Source organism: Pseudomonas sp. Pse79 (assembly GCF_024519615.1).
In the GTDB taxonomy this organism is placed as follows: domain Bacteria; phylum Pseudomonadota; class Gammaproteobacteria; order Pseudomonadales; family Pseudomonadaceae; genus Aquipseudomonas; species Aquipseudomonas veronii.
Window position 1 is genome coordinate 18,420 of record NZ_JALJRR010000027.1, and the last position, 17,857, is coordinate 36,276.

18 protein-coding genes are annotated in these 17,857 nt (G+C 54.1%); all 18 read right to left on the bottom strand.

Features of this window, described 5'->3' with window-relative positions; genetic code table 11:
• Positions 1 to 84: 84 nt before the first annotated feature.
• The 18 genes from NR164_RS25410 to NR164_RS25495 all read right to left on the bottom strand — a co-directional run bounded on the left by NR164_RS25410 (position 85) and on the right by NR164_RS25495 (position 17,848).
• Positions 85 to 1,542, bottom strand: coding sequence for a DUF6094 domain-containing protein (locus NR164_RS25410; protein ID WP_256823418.1), 1,458 nt, complete (start codon positions 1,540 to 1,542; stop codon positions 85 to 87).
• A 22-nt stretch (positions 1,543 to 1,564) separates the two neighbouring features.
• Positions 1,565 to 2,164, bottom strand: a complete 600-nt coding sequence (locus tag NR164_RS25415; RefSeq protein ID WP_256823419.1) for a hypothetical protein — start codon at positions 2,162 to 2,164, stop codon at positions 1,565 to 1,567.
• Between the two features lie 72 nt (positions 2,165 to 2,236).
• On the bottom strand, positions 2,237 to 2,518 hold the full coding sequence (locus tag NR164_RS25420) for a hypothetical protein (RefSeq protein WP_256823420.1): 282 nt from the start codon (positions 2,516 to 2,518) through the stop codon (positions 2,237 to 2,239).
• Positions 2,519 to 2,583: 65 nt separating this feature from the next.
• Positions 2,584 to 3,198 (bottom strand): DUF3275 family protein, encoded by a 615-nt coding sequence (locus NR164_RS25425; protein ID WP_256823421.1) that lies wholly within the window; start codon positions 3,196 to 3,198, stop codon positions 2,584 to 2,586.
• A 74-nt stretch (positions 3,199 to 3,272) separates the two neighbouring features.
• Positions 3,273 to 3,608, bottom strand: coding sequence for a hypothetical protein (locus NR164_RS25430; RefSeq protein WP_256823422.1), 336 nt, complete (start codon positions 3,606 to 3,608; stop codon positions 3,273 to 3,275).
• A gap of 98 nt (positions 3,609 to 3,706) precedes the next feature.
• The gene (locus tag NR164_RS25435; RefSeq protein WP_256823423.1) at positions 3,707 to 4,024 is read right to left on the bottom strand and encodes a hypothetical protein; all 318 of its coding nucleotides are present in this window, start codon (positions 4,022 to 4,024) and stop codon (positions 3,707 to 3,709) included.
• A gap of 106 nt (positions 4,025 to 4,130) precedes the next feature.
• Positions 4,131 to 4,667: an STY4534 family ICE replication protein gene (locus tag NR164_RS25440; RefSeq protein WP_256823424.1), complete on the bottom strand. Its 537-nt coding sequence runs from the start codon at positions 4,665 to 4,667 to the stop codon at positions 4,131 to 4,133.
• Between the two features lie 96 nt (positions 4,668 to 4,763).
• Positions 4,764 to 5,015, bottom strand: coding sequence for a hypothetical protein (locus NR164_RS25445; RefSeq protein WP_133074730.1), 252 nt, complete (start codon positions 5,013 to 5,015; stop codon positions 4,764 to 4,766).
• 1,531 nt (positions 5,016 to 6,546) lie between these two features.
• Positions 6,547 to 6,987: a type IV pilus biogenesis protein PilM gene (gene pilM, locus NR164_RS25450; protein ID WP_201021861.1), complete on the bottom strand. Its 441-nt coding sequence runs from the start codon at positions 6,985 to 6,987 to the stop codon at positions 6,547 to 6,549.
• Positions 6,988 to 7,497: 510 nt separating this feature from the next.
• Positions 7,498 to 8,793 carry a shufflon system plasmid conjugative transfer pilus tip adhesin PilV gene (gene pilV / locus NR164_RS25455; RefSeq protein ID WP_201021862.1) on the bottom strand — a complete coding sequence of 432 codons (1,296 nt, stop codon included), beginning with the start codon at positions 8,791 to 8,793 and terminating at the stop codon, positions 7,498 to 7,500.
• Complete coding sequence (locus tag NR164_RS25460; RefSeq protein WP_256823425.1) at positions 8,783 to 9,724, bottom strand: ATPase, T2SS/T4P/T4SS family; 942 nt, start codon at positions 9,722 to 9,724, stop codon at positions 8,783 to 8,785. Before NR164_RS25460 ends, pilV begins: the two co-directional genes overlap by 11 nt.
• A gap of 10 nt (positions 9,725 to 9,734) precedes the next feature.
• Complete coding sequence (locus tag NR164_RS25465) at positions 9,735 to 10,250, bottom strand: type 4 pilus major pilin (protein ID WP_256823426.1); 516 nt, start codon at positions 10,248 to 10,250, stop codon at positions 9,735 to 9,737.
• Between the two features lie 25 nt (positions 10,251 to 10,275).
• On the bottom strand, positions 10,276 to 11,415 hold the full coding sequence (locus tag NR164_RS25470; protein WP_201021864.1) for a type II secretion system F family protein: 1,140 nt from the start codon (positions 11,413 to 11,415) through the stop codon (positions 10,276 to 10,278).
• Positions 11,405 to 12,964, bottom strand: a complete 1,560-nt coding sequence (locus NR164_RS25475) for a GspE/PulE family protein (protein ID WP_256823427.1) — start codon at positions 12,962 to 12,964, stop codon at positions 11,405 to 11,407. Before NR164_RS25475 ends, NR164_RS25470 begins: the two co-directional genes overlap by 11 nt.
• A gap of 12 nt (positions 12,965 to 12,976) precedes the next feature.
• Entirely contained in the window at positions 12,977 to 13,555 is a 579-nt protein-coding gene (pilP, locus tag NR164_RS25480) for a type IV pilus biogenesis protein PilP (protein ID WP_256823428.1), read from the bottom strand.
• A complete protein-coding gene (gene pilO2 / locus NR164_RS25485; protein ID WP_256823429.1) occupies positions 13,545 to 14,876 on the bottom strand; it encodes a type 4b pilus protein PilO2 in 1,332 nt (443 codons plus the stop codon). The genes pilP and pilO2 overlap by 11 nt, the downstream gene beginning before the upstream one ends.
• Positions 14,877 to 14,879: 3 nt before the next feature.
• Positions 14,880 to 16,691, bottom strand: coding sequence for a PilN family type IVB pilus formation outer membrane protein (locus NR164_RS25490; RefSeq protein WP_256823430.1), 1,812 nt, complete (start codon positions 16,689 to 16,691; stop codon positions 14,880 to 14,882).
• Entirely contained in the window at positions 16,691 to 17,848 is a 1,158-nt protein-coding gene (locus tag NR164_RS25495; protein ID WP_256823431.1) for a TcpQ domain-containing protein, read from the bottom strand. The genes NR164_RS25490 and NR164_RS25495 overlap by 1 nt, the downstream gene beginning before the upstream one ends.
• Between the last annotated feature and the right edge of the window lie 9 nt (positions 17,849 to 17,857).

Genomic DNA, 17,857 nt, shown 5'->3' on the forward strand with positions numbered 1-17,857 from the left:
TGTTTCTCCGTTAGGAGTGAAACAGGGCATGCACGACACCCCGACGGGTATTGTGAATACCCTGCGGGTTGATTGATGAGGAAGTCAGTAGTCCGAAGGCAGCAACACTGTCGTGCAGCTCCGGTCCGCCTCCGTGATGATCCACAACCGTGTTTCATCGCCGGCGTCGACGTTGTAGCTGGAGAACAATCGCTCCCCCGTGGTCAAGGCGCGTTTATTGCTGTTGCAGTTTTCTTCGGGCAGTTCTCCCCAATCACCGGAGAAATGTCGTCGTAAGTAAGGGCTTGGGTCGAGATGTCCGTGCTCTACCAGGTAGTGCACCGACTGGGTCATAACTAAGCGTCCGGGTTCAAATATCATCCGGGGTGCTTGGTTAGGAGCAGGTAATGCTTCTGGTTCTACAAGCCCAGTCTGTGAATCCGCCGACGAACTGATGGTGATGACCTTGCCGAAGTTGGTAGAGCCTGGCGTCATGTCCCATGCCCGAATGATGGGCACGAAACGATCTGTCAGAATCCGTACCTCGGACACGTTGCCATCTTGGTCCTCGGTGAACTCGGTCTTGCGGACCTTATCTTTGTAGGTATCGCCCTTGAGAACCAATACACGACCGGTCTTGGATGTCACCACGCCGGATATCGCGCCGGCAGCCAAGGCCAACGCTAAGTGCCAACGCGAGAGTTCCCTTACGGGAGGGCGTGGCTGTGCGCCGGTTTGACCAAAATGCAGTGTGAAGTCAGGCCACATGCCACGAAGGCGTTTGACCTCATCGCAGAGCTGCTCAGGTTCAAGACTGATACGGTAGAAGTGTTCCAGGTCGGTGGATGCCGGGAGAACCCTGTAGGGCTCCCATGGCCAACTGGTTGGTAACGCTTCGGCACTCAATGTGCCGGCGCCGATCGCCTGAAGGCGTGCGCGTACGTATTTGACCTCTTGCGGTCGAGCCAGGTCCTGGCGGCGGATTCGTATACCGAAGATCACCACCTGCTTGAAGGTTGGATCAGTGGCATTGTAGATCCGCAGTTCAGTGAAGTGATTGCACAGCCAGCCGCACAGCTCCTCGTCCAGCACGTAGTGCGGAACAATCAGTACCATGATCCCGCCGTACTGCAGCAGTGGAAGCGCCCGTTGATAGAACATCTTCTCCAGACGCCGACGGCCGTTACCTTGGTACTGTGAGGCACCTGCATGGTCAGCGACTAGGTCACCGTAGGGCGGGTTGAGCCAGAGCAAGCCAAAGGCCTGTCGGCTGATCATGGTGTCCATCAGATCGCTATGCAGCACACGATCCAGCAATGTCTTGCAGTGATTGGCACGTTCCTGGTCATACTCGACTGCGTAGGTTTCTACGCGGTCACGCCCGAGCGCATGAGCTGTTTCAGCCAGTGCAACACCCTCACCAGCACAGGGATCAAAGATCCGTATCTTGCCGGTTGGAGAGGGGGCCAACGCCTGCAGGGTCCGTTCCAGCGTCGTTTCGTCAGTGGGGTAGTAGCCATTGCGAGCGAAGTTGCGCGCCAAGCGTGGGAACATCAAGGCCATGATGAGGCTCCTGGATCAAGGCTCAAAACTGAGCGTGGGTTGAGAGTTGCCCTTGGCGAATGAGATCGCCCAAAGCAGGTTCGAGGACGTCGAGTTGCAGCGACAAGCGCCATGCCGCAACGGCGCCGGATGTTCCGGGCAAGAGCTGCAACATGTCGTGTTGAGTGAGCCAGTCCATCACCGGCTTCTGCCAATGCGGCAGTAGCGGTAAAGGGCAGGTGTCCTGGATCAACGGCCAAAGCCTTTGATGAGGTGACTGCCCCTTCTCAAGAAGGGCATAGGCGAAGTGGTTGGCTCGATCCGGCTGCACGCAGCGTCGGTCGAACAACCAGAGGTGAATCAAGCTGCCGAACAACGTCCCGCGCATTTGCCGCGTGGTGCGTTTTTCCAACAGATCGATGTTGGGAAAGACGGGGAGACTTCGACCGTCTACAACAAGGTGAAACTGATTCAGACCATCCTCGGCAGCGCCGAGGGTCAGCCTGGCCAGGAACTCCTGCAGTGCCGTGTCCCGGCCCCATGCAGAGAGAAATACTAGGTTGCGTTGTTCGTCACAGGCGCAAGCGTCAACGAATAGGTCATTGCACTCCTCGATTGGGAAGAGCGGGGTAGGGCTGGGCATGGGAACCTCCATTGTGAAGAGGGAACCCGCCCGGAGGGGCGGTGAGCCCCTCGGGGGTGTTAGTAGTGAGTGTTATTGCTTGGGAAACAGCACGACGTCCGATTTGAACGTTTTATCGTTTGGGTCGAACGAAACCGTCTCGTTATGAAACAGAGGGCTGTGCCCCGTCAGAAAGATTTTTCCCAGGTACTGGGAGCGGAGTGACACGGCGGCATCAGCTTGTTCAGCCGTCATGTCGAGCTCTTCTATAAAGAAATCCCATAGTTCTTCATCCGTCGATACTTCGTTGTTGGCAAGTTGATCGTCGATATTGTTCAGAACTGCAGCGGTCAGGTTGCTGAAAATTGGGTTCATGTAATGCTCCTTAAATACGAAGGAGCGCCCATGAGGGAGCCCCTCAAGGGTGGGTGTTGGAACAGTTAGAAGTTTGAGAGCGTCCAGACTTGTAATTTGAAATCCAGCACGTAGCCGAGCTCGCCTAGGCGAGTGCATTGCTGACGTAAGCACTGGCGATCAACAGTGGTGTCAAGCTTGACCGTGTCGCACAGAGGCCAGATCGTGCCGAACAGGTCGGCGTCTTGTTCTGCGCTACTGGCCAAGCTGGGCGGCGGCATCCCAAAGGGTGCATCCTCTGCTGCAGACGGTTCTCCAGTGCTTGCCCCCTTAGACGACGTCAGCTTGTTACGCTGCTGGAGAGGCTTTGGCAGCGCTGAAGATGACTCTTCATCAATAGGGTCCGGCTCACTCGCAGAGAGCGTGGCAGCGTCTTCCGCCGTCAAGTGGTCCACGCCATCGAGGCTCATGCTGTCGAGCTTTGCACGAATCTCGACGACCAGCCGACCCGATGTTGAGTAGTACGAAGGGCGAATTTCTGTGATCAGGAAATCGCCTCGGTATTTACCCTCGCTGTACTGATCGAGGAGCGCGTCTTTGATGACGAACTCACCGATTGAAGTTGAAAGTCGTCCGACGTTGAAGTCGCCATTACGGCCGCTGATGGTGCGGATGGCCAGTTGGCCAGGAATGTTGATCATGTGCAGCTCCACACTGCTGAGAAAAAAGCCCGACAAATGTCGGGCTTGGGGGAGTGCTGTGAATGCTGAAGCGGTTATGGGCAAGAAGTGTGCATTTCTTCTTTAAGTGAGATGTAGAGGTAGAAAACACCAGGCGGCGATTCTATGCGGTCAAGCTTCAGGTCCAACCAGACTCGATCTGAGCTGTTGCCGTCAGGCAGCAGGCGATAGAGGCCGAAATGGATCAGATCGCTGTCAGGTTGCAAATGCAGCTCTCGGTAGGCCTCTAGGACAACATCGCCCAGTCGCTTACTGATAACAGCTGCATCCTGTGGGTTTTCAATATGCACCGCTTCTTGCCAGGCCCTCGGAGTCAGAACGACCGGAAGCTTGAGCAGATCAGACGATACAAGATGAGTAGTATTATTCATGGTCAACTCCAGGTGCGAAAACCACCTGGCCCGTCCGGGAGGTGGTTTCCCGTTGGGTGTATGTGTTGTGTAGGCAGTGATTTAGCCTTTTGAACCGGTCAGTAATCGTCGTTACTTTGAGGTTGCGGATCTAAACGATCGCGGGCATTCCAATATTCTTGGAGAAGTCCAAACTCCGATAAAATCGGGCTGGTCTCGGGAGTGAAATTATTTTTGTGGTCCATTTCGGCCAACTTGATTACCCCATCCACAGCATCGAACCAGAGGTCTGATGATAGGAAGTAACGCGGGTCATCATGAGGGTCAGTAGCCACATTAATTGGACACTGTATGTCTAGCGCGCTGTGAATACGAGCTTGAGCCGCTATTAAGCCGATCTCAATCACCATAGGCAGTCGTTTTGCGTTATGTATCATGGCGAGTCTCCAATATATGAGAATCACCGTGCCCGGAAGGGAGGTGTTCCCTTCGGACTTTGATAGTAATGAAAGGCACCCGAAGGGTGCCTTTCAACAAAGTGAATCAAGATGCCTTACGCTGCTGTTTAGCACGCGTTGGTTGGAGTTTTTCCTCCGCAACTGGCTCGGTTTTTTCTTCGCTTTCGAGTGGTGCTTCCGATTGCGCTTCGCCCTGTTCAGCAACTGTTTCTACTTCACGAGGCTTGGCTTCATAAACGGTTTGGCCGTCGACCTTGATCCAACCGATAAACAGAAGTCGTCCTTTGAGGCTTGCTCCAGGTTGACCCTTTTTATCGCCTTTCTCATAGGTAAAAGCATCGGTCCAGATATCGCCGATACGGAAGCTCACAAGGACCTTCTTTCCTGCTTCAACGGCCGCTTGGCTGCGACGAATCAGCTTTTCAGCTTCGGCGCCGACAATGTTGCAGTCGATGTAGGAGTACTCGGCTTCATCTGTAGAACCGCGCAGTGCCGCAACGGTGACAGCCATGAATGGCTTACCTTTGCCGCGAGGTTTCACTTCACGGATACGGTTGAGGTAACCGATACCAGTGGTGTGAAGATCGAAGAATTTTGCTTCGTTGGTTTGAGTAGTGCTCATGATGATTCTCCAGTTTCGAAATAACAGAAAGCGGAGAAACACTTCGCCCTTGGGGGAAAGTATTCCCCGCGAGGGTGATGAAGCTAAAGGGTTTGTTTAGTGCAGGAATTTCATGGCAGCAATCAGCACACCAGTGGTAGCTGACAACATGACACCCATGCGAATAGTGAGTTTTACTTCGAGCTGAGATATTTCAGTTTTCAGCTCAGCAGTAAGGGCGGTCAAATCAGCTTTGGTAGCCAAACGTGAAAGCATGTCGGTCTCCAGAGCTTCAATGACAGCGTTAGCTTTCTGTTCCGGGACGTTGATCGAGATCAGCGCTTGGTAGAGAGCCAGTTCGGTTTTCATCAGACCTCCAAAAAATTGAGAGGCCTGCCCTGACGGGGTAGGCCCGTCATGGGTGGGGAAGGTGCTTCCATCGACTGAGTCGACTGATCGCGCTACCGGAAGCTATGGCGATCTTGGGAATGGATCAATGCGGTAAACCGCATCGTAGTCTTGCGGATCCTGACTACATGGGCATGTTGCTGACGACGTCAGCGATACATGTTCAGATCATGGAAATACGATTGTCGCTTGTCAAGCCCCTTCCGTAAAAACGCTAAAGAAACCTTCCCGAGGGAAGGCTCCTTACGGGGAGAGGATAAGCGGCTTAGCAAGTTGCAGATGTCAGTGAGTGCGCAATTGGTTTCTTACGCGACCTGCGAGCGGTTTTTTCGACCACTCGTGTATTTGCCGTGTACCAATGGTTCAGATCAACACCTTTACGAGCTAATGCCGGCACATGATCCATCTCGCTCACCAGGCGATCGGGTACGCAGGGTGGTGGAAGCAATGGAGCTACTTTGGCGTGGATAGCGGTAGGCGCAGCGCTAGGTCTTCTCACGGCACGTAGGAAACTACGTGTGACAGTGCCGAGCGCGAAACCGAAGCTATAAGCGAGTTTGGACATGGTGATTCTCCTGCAGGTTAAATGCGGAGAACACACTGGCCCTGTTGGGGAAGTGATTCCCCGCGAGGTGAGTTGCATAAGGTGCTTCTATCGACAGATGCCGACCGACCGCGCTACCAGAAGCTCAGCGGTCTTGGGCGGATCAGACACCAACATCGTGTCGCAGTCTTAAAGATCCTGACTGCCTGGGCATGATGCTGACGACGTCAGCAAAACACGCTCATATCATCGAAGGGGGAAAGTGATGTGTCAAACGGGAGGGGTAATTCGGGGAGGGCAAAAGCAGATTTAACTTAACAGGAGAAGCTACCGAGAGCAGCTGGGTCAACAGTTACCCTCGGTTGTAGATAAGACACGTCTTTCAGAAAAAAATACCACCTGTGAGAGATTGAGGCGTCATCGATCCCTGGGCTGTGATCTGAACGTCTCATTTCCTACACCTGGCCGATTATCGTGGCTGAGGCCAGCAAACATAAGGCACGCATCCGCGCACAAAGGGAGCCCTGCGTTTCGCCGGCGGGCCACCGGCAGGGAAAAGTGGCTACCAATGGGTAGCCTGATCATCCTTTGCAAGATGATCAGGCTACCCATTGTGTGAGCTTTAAAAAGTATGGGCCACAACACCAGTGTGGCCCTTAGACTACGGTGCTTCGAACCTCAACAAAGCCCTATGTGCCTATGAACTCGCAATTCACGAGTTAGACGGCTGCGTGTCTGGCTTGAACAGGGAGACACAGGGAGAGCTTTGAACCAGGTCCGCACGCCCTTCCCGGAGCTATGCGTGCTTTGGGGTTGGTGATGAAGCAAGCTGCATCACCGGGCGCTACTGATGACCGCCAGTAGCCAACGGGGTGGAAACATTGTTGCGTGCATTATGTTGATAGGCCTGGGGATATGCAACATAGCGACTGCTGAACGGTGATTTGGTCAGTTGACCGCGACGATTGCACCCTCGGGCACAGCAGATGGAATGGAAATCCCGGTCGCTCCGGCTTTGGGGGAAACAAGAATCCCTGCGCGGTTCACTCCGACGGTTGTCGACTGGGTCAGGTCGACCAGCGACGAGGGCATGCCCGATGGGGCGACCCCGTTAAAATACGTATAGGATCTACCAGTCAATATGTAAGACCCAACACCTAGAGGTTTGTTAAACCACGCAGGCAGGTTGAGCAACGAGTCGCCAGGAACCCCACTGAAGCCTGGGTTGGACTGAGCAAATGCAGCTGTTGCGGATCGATAAATCAGAAAGTTGCGGCTCAATGAGTCGAGTGATGCGTAGTCGGAGACGCGCTGGGCCTCATGTTGGTTATCTAGAAAAATGCCTGTACCAATGATAAGTATCGTGAGTACTAGCCATTGCATTGTCATAGTCTGGTCTCTATCAGATTTTGGACTGCCATAGCTAGCTCAAGACCTATGACAGAGATAAGCCATGCTTGGCGGCGTACAGGGCGATGAAAACTCCAAACAGACAAAACGCCAGAAAACAATATTTGGAGATACGTTTAAGAGTGGCTAAGTTAGTAGGGGGATTAATGAGATCTGATGTCTTGATGCATTTAACCAAATAGCGTTCAGGTGAGGCCGGATTTATTTTATAAGTGTAATCGCCCACTTCGAATACCTCTTTTCCCTCCAGAGCTCGACGCCATAGAGGAGTTGAACAAATCCTACTTCGGGTTTCGAGCCATGCATGTAATTCTTCACGACTATACTCGATTCCATTCTCCAGTCTTTCCGACATCGTCCTATCCAAGTCAAAAAATTCAAGTGGTGGCATTTTGCCGCTTTTGTGATTTTCATTCAAGTTCCTTGAACAAAAATTCCGAACCTCGATGTACATGAAATTACCTTTACGGTGAGATGGCTCGTGTACAGCTACTTAAAGCAGCTCCAGTAAAAAAGACCCGGCCAAGTTAGCCGTGAGGTAGAGAGATACCAGCCGCTCGTATTTCTAAAAATGTAACCTGCCTCGCTATCACCAACGCCAAAGGCGCCAGTTAGAGAACATGATTTCCAGGTGGTATCTCCGAGGGAACAGGTCACACTTCCTCTGTAGGGGGCCTGGCATGTTCCCTGGATGAGTTGAAACTCCCATCCCCCCGGTTTTTTCCACTTACCCTCTCCACAGAATAAAGGTCCATTTGCATCCCTGGCCCACATGCCGTTGGGAGAGCAATCGTTTCCTTCCACTGCGGCGCCATCGAGCTGTAGATACTCTCCAACTTGAGTACGTCCGCTCGATGAGAGTTTTCCGGCGCGTATCTCACCACCGGTTGAGAAGTTTTTGTTTCCATATACTTGGACCCAGTCTGGGCTGTTCTGGTATATGCCTCCTCCCCACTTCTCGCTGTACCACCCTGTGTCACCACGTGTTCTAAACCAGCCACCGGTATAGGTATCACCGGTAATGTTGGCGGTTACTGCGTTGACGTTGGCGGTAGCGGTGACATTACGGGCTGTAACGTCCCCCCCAGTGGCGACGTTCCCTGAGGCAGTAAGGCTTCCCACGTTGTTAATGTTGTGATTACCCATCCCGAGGTCAGTATTCATTGCGTTGTATTCAGGATGATTGGGCACGGCGTTTCGATATAGGTAGTCATTTGCCAAAGCACCGTCCATGAGGAAGAGGGCGCTTGCTGTGTGCCCTGGACCGGGGGCGATGGCGTAGTTACTAAGTGCTACTTGCCATCCTCCACGTACACCCTGAACAATGTTCGGATTAGTTGTTGAAATGAAGCCACCAGGGCCGCCGAGGTTTTCAGCGATGGCGCGAATACCCATTTCAGGAATCGTCTGCCCACCTGTGGTGACGACGATCACCTCCAGCTGGTTGGGATTGGGCTTTCGGGCGAGGCCGAGAATGGTCTGCCCGAATGAATTGGTGGAGCTAAAACCTGCAGGAAGATAGTGGGTGTTGATTAACATCGGAACGGTAATTTGCACCGGCACGGTCGCTGTAGCGTTGTTCAATACGGCGTTGAAATTGTCCTTCAGGTATTTTGCTTGTGCTTCAGAGATGGTTCTCTGCTGGTCAGCAGCAATGCGGTAATCCTGAGCGTCCATTTGCCTAATTTGCCAAATAATCGCCATGGTTACGACGACGGAAAACACGATCAATCCGAACGCCATGTCCAGGCTCAGAAAGCCACGTTGCTTTCTTTTACTGGTCATTCCAGAGGCTCCTAGATGATTGGGCGGAAATATCTTGATCAAGCAAGGTGATCTTTCCTGCATGGACTTTTTCACGAATGCCTGGACCGTCATCACCGGTGAACAACAGGCTCTGCAGTGTCAGTCGACTGCTCCCATCAGCAGCTTTCGACAAAGACTGATGAATGACAGCTACTAGGCCCCTGGAAAGCAGCTCGCGAGCATTTTTCAGCAGTGGTTGAGCCATGGCTGGTATCCGCTCAATGGCTTGAATGACGCTGCCGGCATGGCCCGTGCAGATAATCAGGTGGCCGTTGATTGAGGCCTGGATGACTTGTGCCGCCGTCGCGCTGTCGCGAATTTCTCCGACAAACAGCAAATCAGCTCTTGTGCGTAGTGCCAGGATCAACGCTTCCTCGTAGCCTCCCAGGCGGCGAGAAACAGGAACTTGAATGCAGCGCCCTTCACCGTGTCTTCCGTTCAGATACGGTTCTGGAGGATCCTCTACCGCCACACAAATGCCGCCCCAAGCTTCAAGGCGAGCCTTAACCAAAGAGGCAGCGCTCGAGGTTTTACCTGTGCCCATTTCGCCGCAAATGAAGATAAGTCCGCGTACTGTGTCACTCATCAATGCGTCCTGGAGATAATCGGGTAGACCCAACATATCCAAGGGGCGAATCTGAACCGATGACTTACTTAGAACGAATACGGGCTTTCCATTCAAGTCCAGTAATTGGGTAACGCGCAGGACTACGCCATCTTCAATCAAAGCGAATTCCGGGTCCTGGGTAGCCGCGTGTTTTTCCTCACACTGCAGCCGCAAGCGCTCAAGGTCTGCTCGCCATTCAGCCGGAGCTTCAACCCTTCGCGCTTGCCCTGGGAGACCTTTGGCGTCGGCAAATCCGTCGCCCAGGTACAGGTCGACGAATTCAGCTTCAGAGATCACGCTCACACTGGACTCCTTAGTACGAGGTCCAGGCGATTGTATTGGCGTCTGAAGAGCAGCTGGTCGCAGCGGCCACTGCAGTGATTTCGCCGGCAATAGCAGTACCACCGTTGATCGCCGTCGTCGTCTGTTTGTCCTTGGCCATGTTAGAAGCGAGGGTGATGCAGGCATTCTTCGGGAGGTTGGATTCCGTGATGGTGAAGGTCATGCCGTTGCTCACCACGGTCACAGCGCCGTTCCAGCGGTTGGACAAGGTAGTGCCGTTGATGCTCATGCCGCCGGTAGCTTCGAGGTTGATCAAGGATGGCGCTAAGTTGGTGCCGGCAGTGGCGTAACCCGTGGTGCTTTTCAGCCTTTTGGTATTGCTCAGCAACGTGCCGAGATTGCTCTGTTCAATAGTGACGTCTGAGCTACCGAATGTTCTGTATCCCATAAACACGATGAAACCGAGCGCCACCGCGATCAGCATGAGCCAGAACATCCCGTCCAGAGAAAGGAATCCACCTTGGTTTTTGGGGGTCTTAAATGGCATTTCCGGTACCTCATTTGAGTTTGAGTTAAAGCGTTTCAGTGACTTTTCCGGCCAATTGGAAGATCCCGATCACCACCAGAATCATCATGATCCCCATGGCCATGGAGGACACACCGATGAGAGATTTGGCGATGGCCTCGACCCGCTGAAGTGTTTGTTCCAGCCAGCGGTTGGAGAACCGTTCCATCGACTCGGCGAAGCCTTTGCGTATGGCGAGTACTTCGAGAAAGTGCATGGCCATCGGGTCGGGAAATTGGTGACCCGCGAGCTTCAGTGCAGTGCCGAAGTTTTTGCCGGCACTGACGCCGTAATGAATGGCAGTCAGTCGCTCCTTCAACCATGGGGAGGCATTGCGCTGAAGAGAGGTAAGCGCATCGAGCTGGTTGATGCCTGAGCGCAACATCACTGCCATGTTGAGCAAAAAGATGGACCCGTGAAGCGCCTTGTAGACCGACCAAGGGGGTAGACGCTCGGCGCGGACTCTCAGGATTTGGAGCAGCTTGTTCAACTTCAGCTTCCACGACGGGCTGGCAGCCGTGATCTGAAGTCCGCAAAACACCGGTAGGGTGATGATCGATAAGAGGATGAATATGACCACCGCGATCAGGGTCACCAGTCCGTAGTGCGTCACGAAGTTCGATAGGGCGTAGAGAAAAGCCGGTACACCCGTCCAAGCCTCGGGGTTAGACCGACGTGTCATGGCGGGCACCATCCAAACCGCAATCACATACAGCAGCGCCGCCATGACGCTCCACACCACGGAGGGGAACACGGTGGCCGAGGCTACGAGTTTGCTGATCCGTTGGCGTACTTCAATAATCCTCACGCAGTCCCGAAAAGCCTGCACCAGGTTGCCCGTGTCTTCCCCGGAAGCGATCAGTGAATTCTCGTCATAGGGAACCCAGCCTTCGCAGGAAATGCTAAGGGATTTCCCGCCCTTCACCGATTGTGCGATATCCCTGCAGGCAAGAGAGACTGGATGCAATTTCTGGCCGTTATCGCTGAACGCTCTGGCGACCGTGTGCAGTGCGTCCTCAAGCGAGACACCATCCTCAAGGATGCCCATCAGGCTCTCGTAGAACTGGATTCTTTCGTTTTTGCCGAACTGCTTGGCGTAGAAGGTCTCCGCCCAGCCATTTAGCATTCCTCTGACGTCACTGAGCATGAGCGAGCTCCAGGGTTTGTCGATCAAAGTCCAGCGGTCCTACCATCATTTCCGCATGACGTGGATCTACCAGTCCTTGTTTGAGCTTGATGATCGTGTGAGCAGTTTTGGTGATGCCGCCCATTTCCTTAACCCAATGGCGACGTGCTGCACTTGCACCCTGTTCATTGAAAACGCGCATGAACTTGAGGTCGGTGAGCAGAGTTTCCGCAACCACAGTGCGCCCAATGACGCCACGGCGTTTGCAGTGTGGGCACCCAGGGCCTTTGAGATAGGTCAGATCGATCGCCTGCAGGTCGCGCAAGCGCTGTGTCAGCGCAGCATTGAGCTGGTCCAGATGAGCAACTGCAGGTACTCGACAGTGAGGACATAGCACAGGCAGCAGTGACTGATTCACGACGCTCGTCATCAAGGCCGGGTCGGTGACTAGGTAGCGGTCTACGCCCATGTCTATCAGCCGCTGTAGGGCTGCTACGGCGTTGTTAGTGTGCAGTGTCGAAAGTACCAAGTGCCCGGTCATTCCCCCACGGAACGCCGCTTGAGCTGACGCAAGATCCCGGATCTCCCCGTACATCAGGATGTCGGGGTCCAGTCGCATGGTATTGGTGATACCTTCGTTCCAAGTTTCGCCCGCACCCAGTGGTGACTGGTTGGCCAGGATTGGATATTCAGGAGGGTCCTCCATCGTCAAAATGTGTTTTGTGCCACCACATTCCTGATAAAGCAGGTTCAGATTGACCTGTTGGGACTTGGACTTCCCGGAGCCTGTGGGGCCGGTTATCAGGTTTACTCCATAAGGCATGCTACGAATGCGGCTGAATGCCTCGATTTGCTGGGGAAGAAAACCGAGGTCCTCCAGTGTCATTTTGTTTTTGTCGTCGTACAGCAGGCGGAGAACCATGAGAGGGCCATCAACGAGCGGCCGTGTGGCGACCCGGGCGCCGAACAGGCCGAGTTGTTCGACATAGGCTCGTTTAACCCTGGCGTCCTGGCTCACTTGCGGTTGGTAGTGCTCTTTCGCTACATCACACATGCTGTTGTAGAGCGAAGAGCAGAGCTCCATGCCAACTTTGCTCTGATGCTGCTCTGCCTCCCACAAGAGCCCGTCGATGCGAAAGAAGATCCGAGTGATGTCGTGGCCCACCACAAAATGAACGTCGCTTGCATTATTCCGATGGGCTTCTCCAAGCAGTTGCACCACCTGGGCCTGGCGTTTTGTTTCGGTGGCCGACAGGGCTTTACCATTAGCATCGTCATTAGCCTGGTAGAGCGCCTTGATTGTGCTCATGGAGCAGATCTTGACTTCAAAAGGATGATTTTCGTGCTCTAGCTGATCCTCGAATGCCATGACATAGGCATCCGTTTGGTGTTGGGCTGACACGTACAAAATCCCGTCGCTAGTCAGCGCACACAGTTGACGCAATTCCGGTTTCAGCTCAAACGGCCCTCCAGCAGCGGTCAGCAATGTTTCGTGAGATATCAGAATTTCCGTAATGGGTTCTTCGGCGCCAAGCTCAATTACTTTGGGATTTCCAGCCGGGATCGTCATAGCACTGTCTTCTTAATGTTGGCCTGGGAACAATCCGGGCAGCACGGGGACAGCCCCGGTGTTGCTAGGCGTGGGGTAACTGGCGTTGCCTGGAACGACTGGAGGGGTATTGGAAAAACCGAGGGGATAGCGCTTGCCGTTTCGCTCAAGCGTCACGTTGTCGAAGGTGAGGATTGCCACACGGTAGCCCCCAGGCAGTTCCCGTGAGGAGGCATCAGCGTCGATCTCAACCCCGCCGCTGTAGAGCAGGGTGGCGCGCAGACGCTTTGCTGAGCCGAAGACGGCTTTGACAACAGGTAACTCAGGCTGTGCATCAGCGCTGCGGGTCGAGGCTGACGTCGATTGCGTAAAGTTGCCTTGTGAAAAAAGCAAAGGCGAAGGCGAAGACTGCGACGTTGCGCTGTGGTCTTCACCGTTAATGGATCTTTCGGCTTTGGCCTTTTCGGCCTTGGCGTTCAACAAAATCGTCTGGCTTTGAATGATGGCCAGCTCGCCGACGTTTACCCCGGAAGGCGTGTTTTCGCTCGCCCAACAGATGGGGGCGCCGAAGGCAAGAATTGAACACCACAAGCGCAGCGTCTTATTTCGCATAAAGGTCACCTATTACTGACCAGACAAGGTGGCCAGCCTCATATTTGGTTTCGATTTCACGCAGCCGAAGCCCCTGAGTTGGTGCGCCGGATAAAGAGTCCAATGGGGTAATCCCGGTGCTGTAGCGCAGCTCAAACAGCTTCCATTGAGGAGGTGGCGGCGGCGGTGGAGCAGGCTGACCAGGAATGGCCGGTTGAACGGGCACAACGACCGGTACTTCTTTAAGGACTGGTTTTTGGTTGAAGCTATGCAACCAGGAAGACAAATTCGCCAGCATCACGATTGCTTCTTTGAGTGGCTCATCACCAGATGCCGGCAACGAAATGTCGAGCTTCAACGTGGCCGAATTACCCTCGTCAAAGAACGCCGGCCGATCAGAATAGTGGCCTTGAGTGGCCTGTATCAGTTCGTCGGCGGTGCTATTGCCCGAACGTGTGTAAGAGGACAGGACCTGTGCGCCATCGCACACGGCACTCGTGAACAGCCATCCCTTAATAGACAGGGGCGATTGATAAATACTGCTGCTACAACCCCCTAAAAAATCTTCAACAGAGGGACGTTTGGCCCAGGGATGTTCAAGCGCTTGGGGAGGTTGTTCCACACCCGATTCTTTTTGCAGCCTGGCCAACTCAGCTAGACGTTGTTGTTCAGCCTGGAACGCTGCCTCCTTGGCTATTTGCGCCTGATGGCTCTGCCATTGCGCCCAGCCAATGACGCCGACTGCGATCAGCGCTGCAAGAATCGAGAGCTGCACCAGTTCGGTCTTGGAGAGTCCAAATACGAGCGGTCGAAGTCGATATTCACGTTTCAGTTTCTCGGGTTGAAGCAGATCCTCGACGTCCAGAGGATGCCCGCCCATCTCAAACTCAGGAGGCAGGTACTCATGGCTGAATTGAATGCCGCGACTGCGTTGTTGCACGACCCTGCGCTGCACCTCGGCGCCTGTACCGATCATGTCACAGCCTGAAATCACACCACCTTGATACACCGCAACCAAGGCGTATTGGTCAAGATCCGGGGCCGTCCGCCACGCAGCAATCCACGAGTCGCCCAACTGTCCAGCCAGAGTCGCTGCAAGCGAATACATGCCTTTGGTGACGCTGTCGCTGTGCGCCACAAAACCTGCCTGAATGATCGCCGGTGTCCTGCGGATTGCAACGATGTCCAGTTGGTGTTCACGGCCATACTGGCGCGCTTCTTTCATGTGACCGGTGACGCTGCCAAGCGGATGCCAGCGCAGTCCAGTCACAAACGATTTCCCTCTGTGCTGCAAGACCTGGACGCGCGCAGAGCGTGTGCTTTTCGTTATTTCCGCGACCATGGTTTACCCCTTAAAACCTGCGCAATTCAGCACTGGGCTAGGACAAGAACCCCATGGATCGTTGGCAGCAGGTGTATTCAGGGTACTAGGGCTTACGCTGTCGCTATCGACAACGGGTGTAATCAGTACGACCAATACGTTGTGGTCTGTACTGTGAATTCGACTGCCACCCAAACCGAAGAACCCTGGGTCACCTACACCGGACTTGGTCGCGTTTTCGCTGTTCTCCTCGAAGCCGGTCAATACCAGTGTTTGACCGCTGCGAAGTCGAACTTTGGGAGAGAGGTTCCTGGTGTCGTAATCGGTTGTCTGAACGCTGGAGCCGTTGCTGTTGAAGGGGGTGAAAGTGGGTTTGCTGCTCATGCTCAAAGTGATCATCAGCAGCAGGTTGTCTTGGTCGATAATCCGAGGAAGCAACATCATGTTGAAACCGCTGGTGATCGTCGCGGGATTCAGTGATGTGGACGATCCGACGGAGGCCGTTGTGGTTGTGGAACTCGATGCGATATAGCTTTTTACGTTGCCGACCTGGATAGGGGCAGGCTGTAAATTCAAAGTTGTGACTGAGGGAGAACGGACGTTTGAGACGCGGTACTGTTCAGAAAGCGCTTTAATAATCAGATTGGAGCCGGCCCAGGGGGACTTTGAAGTATCTAAAATACTGAACGAGCCCGAGACCGCGCCGGTGCTAATTCCTGTTGTGGCATTTTTGAGGGAAAAGCCCCACTTGTTGCTCAGGTTGGTAAAGACCGCCTTCCAGTCCAGCCCAGTCTGATCTTTGTCGGTTAGGGTCACTTCGAAGACTTTGACATTGAACAGCACCTGACGTGTGATGCTGCGGTTGATTGAGTTCAAGTATTTGGCGACGTTTGAAAGGACTTCTGGTCGATCACTCACCGTCAGGGAACCAGTGGATCGAGAAAGGAACATACGACCTTGCGGTTGCAGGCTCAGCATCGCCTCGACGTTTTTTTCAATGTCCCCGATCAGTGATGTCTTGATGGTGACGGTGGTGCTCTGGTTGCTGCCGGACTCACCCGAGGCACCTGTTGACGAGGATCCTCCACCTCCACCGGAGCTGCTTCCACTGCCTGTGGTGGTCAGCAAGCCTGACTTCACTGTGCTTTCAATGACCTGGTCATCGCCAAATGCCCAAACATCGAACGTCTTGGTGTCGAAGTAAGTGATATGCACGCTACGGTCGTCGGAGGAATAGCTCCACGCTAAGCCCAACTGGGCGGTCGCTTGATTCAGCAACCCTGACAGTTTGCCGCTGTATTTGATGGGAAATGTGCGGAGAGCAATCTGTCCGATCATATTCATGGAGCGGGCATTGGTGGGCACGTTGCCAATGACGCCTGCAGGCATGAAGTTGGACAGGTTGTCGGGTTGATTCAAACCTGGGGAGGCGCTGGGGCCCGAGCTACCTTGCGTCGTACTGGACAGGACGCTTGGATCGATGGCATCAGGCGCTACGATGACCGGAACGCCGCATTCGCTGGTGATGTAACGCGCGATCTCTGTGATGCCAACGGAATACGAAGGGCGATAGGTGATGTCGCAATCCATGGTCAGGGGTAAACCGCGCTTGGCGACCATCGGTTGTTTTGAAACCCAGGGTTTGTCGCGGAACACCACCGTAGCGCGCGCGGGCTCTTGCTGCTGATTTCTCAGAAACCGGCTGTATTGAGAGGCTGTCGCAGCGTCATTTTCAGCTCGGCTGGCCGATTCATTCACACGCTGCAGCGAACAGGAACTCACCAGCGCGACCATAAGTGTCAAGGCTGTGCCTTTGATCCAGAGACGAGCAGTCATCATTTGTTCCTCTCTGTAATCAAAATCAGCCGCTGTGATGAGTTACTGTCGACCACATCGACCAGAAAGGACCGTGGAGCCGAGTCGTACAGAGGGAAAATCGACCCAATGGCTTCTTGGAAACTGCCCTCAAATCGAAGTGGAGCGTCAATTGAGTAATCCAAATCATCGACCTGCCACATCAGTTTCCAGCCCGCTTTTTCAGCCCAGCCTTCGACGGTTTGACGAAGAGTTGAGCCAGTTGAAGCCGTCCATATCTGGGCCAGCGGCTTCGGCGTGGCAATGGCTGGAGTAACCGGAGTGACCGGACTGGTTGTAGCAATGGCTTGAGTCAATGGAGTCGCAGTTGCAGCTGCCTTGGCAGTGGGACTATTGGTCTTGCTCGAGGCAGGAGTTGAAGTCGGCAAGGTAGACGTATGTTTGGCAGAGCCATCCTTCGCAATTGCTGCAGGAGGGGCCACGGTTTTGGCTGGTGTAGGATTCGTTACAGTCGTAGCGGCTGCTGCAGTTGCTGTGAAGGGTGCCGTTTGCGGCACCGCGGCGACTACTACTCGACTGCCCGAATCGTCTTTGGTTGGGGCTGCGGGAGCCGGCTTAGCAGTGGTGGGTGCATTGAGTTGAGCAACCTGCGTCGATCCAGGCCGTGCAGTATCAGGTAGCTGATAGCCAGGGCGCAGCACGTAGCAAACCTGGCGATTTACTTCGTCGACCTTCACCTGCCAGGCCGGACCCGCAAGTACTTGCAGAGTGTTGCGCAGTGTCATTGGGCCGAGCTTGTATTGGGCTGCCGGCAGAGGACGGGTGTAAAGGATATTGACGTGGCCAGTGTCTGCCGAGCAAAGCGTATAACCTGATCGATCAACCACGTACTGCATGGCATCGCGCACGTTTGGGTGCATGTTGGGAGGGATGCTGACGTCAATGATTTGAGCCATCAGGTCACGTTGACCAGAGTCCGGCAAGGTGCTGACCAGGGTGTAACGGCCGTAGCGCACGACGGGCTCTTTTTCAGCAACGGCGCCGCCGGGGTAGAGGTCCGGCGTCAACATGTCCGGGTTTCTACTGCTGTCGTACGCGGGCTTGATTGTCTGCGCCGTTTGGGTCGTGCAACTGGCGATAAACGCGAGCAGCGAAAGCGTGGTGACGTGCCTGATCATGTGCCGAGA

Bases quoted from the DNA above. Each gene is read 5' to 3' on its own strand.
- NR164_RS25410 (WP_256823418.1), bottom strand. From the start codon at position 1,542: ATGGCCTTGATGTTCCCACGCTTGGCGCGCAACTTCGCTCGCAATGGC.
- NR164_RS25415 (WP_256823419.1), bottom strand. From the start codon at position 2,164: ATGCCCAGCCCTACCCCGCTCTTCCCAATCGAGGAGTGCAATGACCTA.
- NR164_RS25420 (WP_256823420.1), bottom strand. From the start codon at position 2,518: ATGAACCCAATTTTCAGCAACCTGACCGCTGCAGTTCTGAACAATATC.
- NR164_RS25425 (WP_256823421.1), bottom strand. From the start codon at position 3,198: ATGATCAACATTCCTGGCCAACTGGCCATCCGCACCATCAGCGGCCGT.
- NR164_RS25430 (WP_256823422.1), bottom strand. From the start codon at position 3,608: ATGAATAATACTACTCATCTTGTATCGTCTGATCTGCTCAAGCTTCCG.
- NR164_RS25435 (WP_256823423.1), bottom strand. From the start codon at position 4,024: ATGATACATAACGCAAAACGACTGCCTATGGTGATTGAGATCGGCTTA.
- NR164_RS25440 (WP_256823424.1), bottom strand. From the start codon at position 4,667: ATGAGCACTACTCAAACCAACGAAGCAAAATTCTTCGATCTTCACACC.
- NR164_RS25445 (WP_133074730.1), bottom strand. From the start codon at position 5,015: ATGAAAACCGAACTGGCTCTCTACCAAGCGCTGATCTCGATCAACGTC.
- pilM (WP_201021861.1), bottom strand. From the start codon at position 6,987: ATGACAATGCAATGGCTAGTACTCACGATACTTATCATTGGTACAGGC.
- pilV (WP_201021862.1), bottom strand. From the start codon at position 8,793: ATGACCAGTAAAAGAAAGCAACGTGGCTTTCTGAGCCTGGACATGGCG.
- NR164_RS25465 (WP_256823426.1), bottom strand. From the start codon at position 10,250: ATGCCATTTAAGACCCCCAAAAACCAAGGTGGATTCCTTTCTCTGGAC.
- NR164_RS25470 (WP_201021864.1), bottom strand. From the start codon at position 11,415: ATGCTCAGTGACGTCAGAGGAATGCTAAATGGCTGGGCGGAGACCTTC.
- NR164_RS25475 (WP_256823427.1), bottom strand. From the start codon at position 12,964: ATGACGATCCCGGCTGGAAATCCCAAAGTAATTGAGCTTGGCGCCGAA.
- pilP (WP_256823428.1), bottom strand. From the start codon at position 13,555: ATGCGAAATAAGACGCTGCGCTTGTGGTGTTCAATTCTTGCCTTCGGC.
- pilO2 (WP_256823429.1), bottom strand. From the start codon at position 14,876: ATGGTCGCGGAAATAACGAAAAGCACACGCTCTGCGCGCGTCCAGGTC.
- NR164_RS25490 (WP_256823430.1), bottom strand. From the start codon at position 16,691: ATGACTGCTCGTCTCTGGATCAAAGGCACAGCCTTGACACTTATGGTC.
- NR164_RS25495 (WP_256823431.1), bottom strand. From the start codon at position 17,848: ATGATCAGGCACGTCACCACGCTTTCGCTGCTCGCGTTTATCGCCAGT.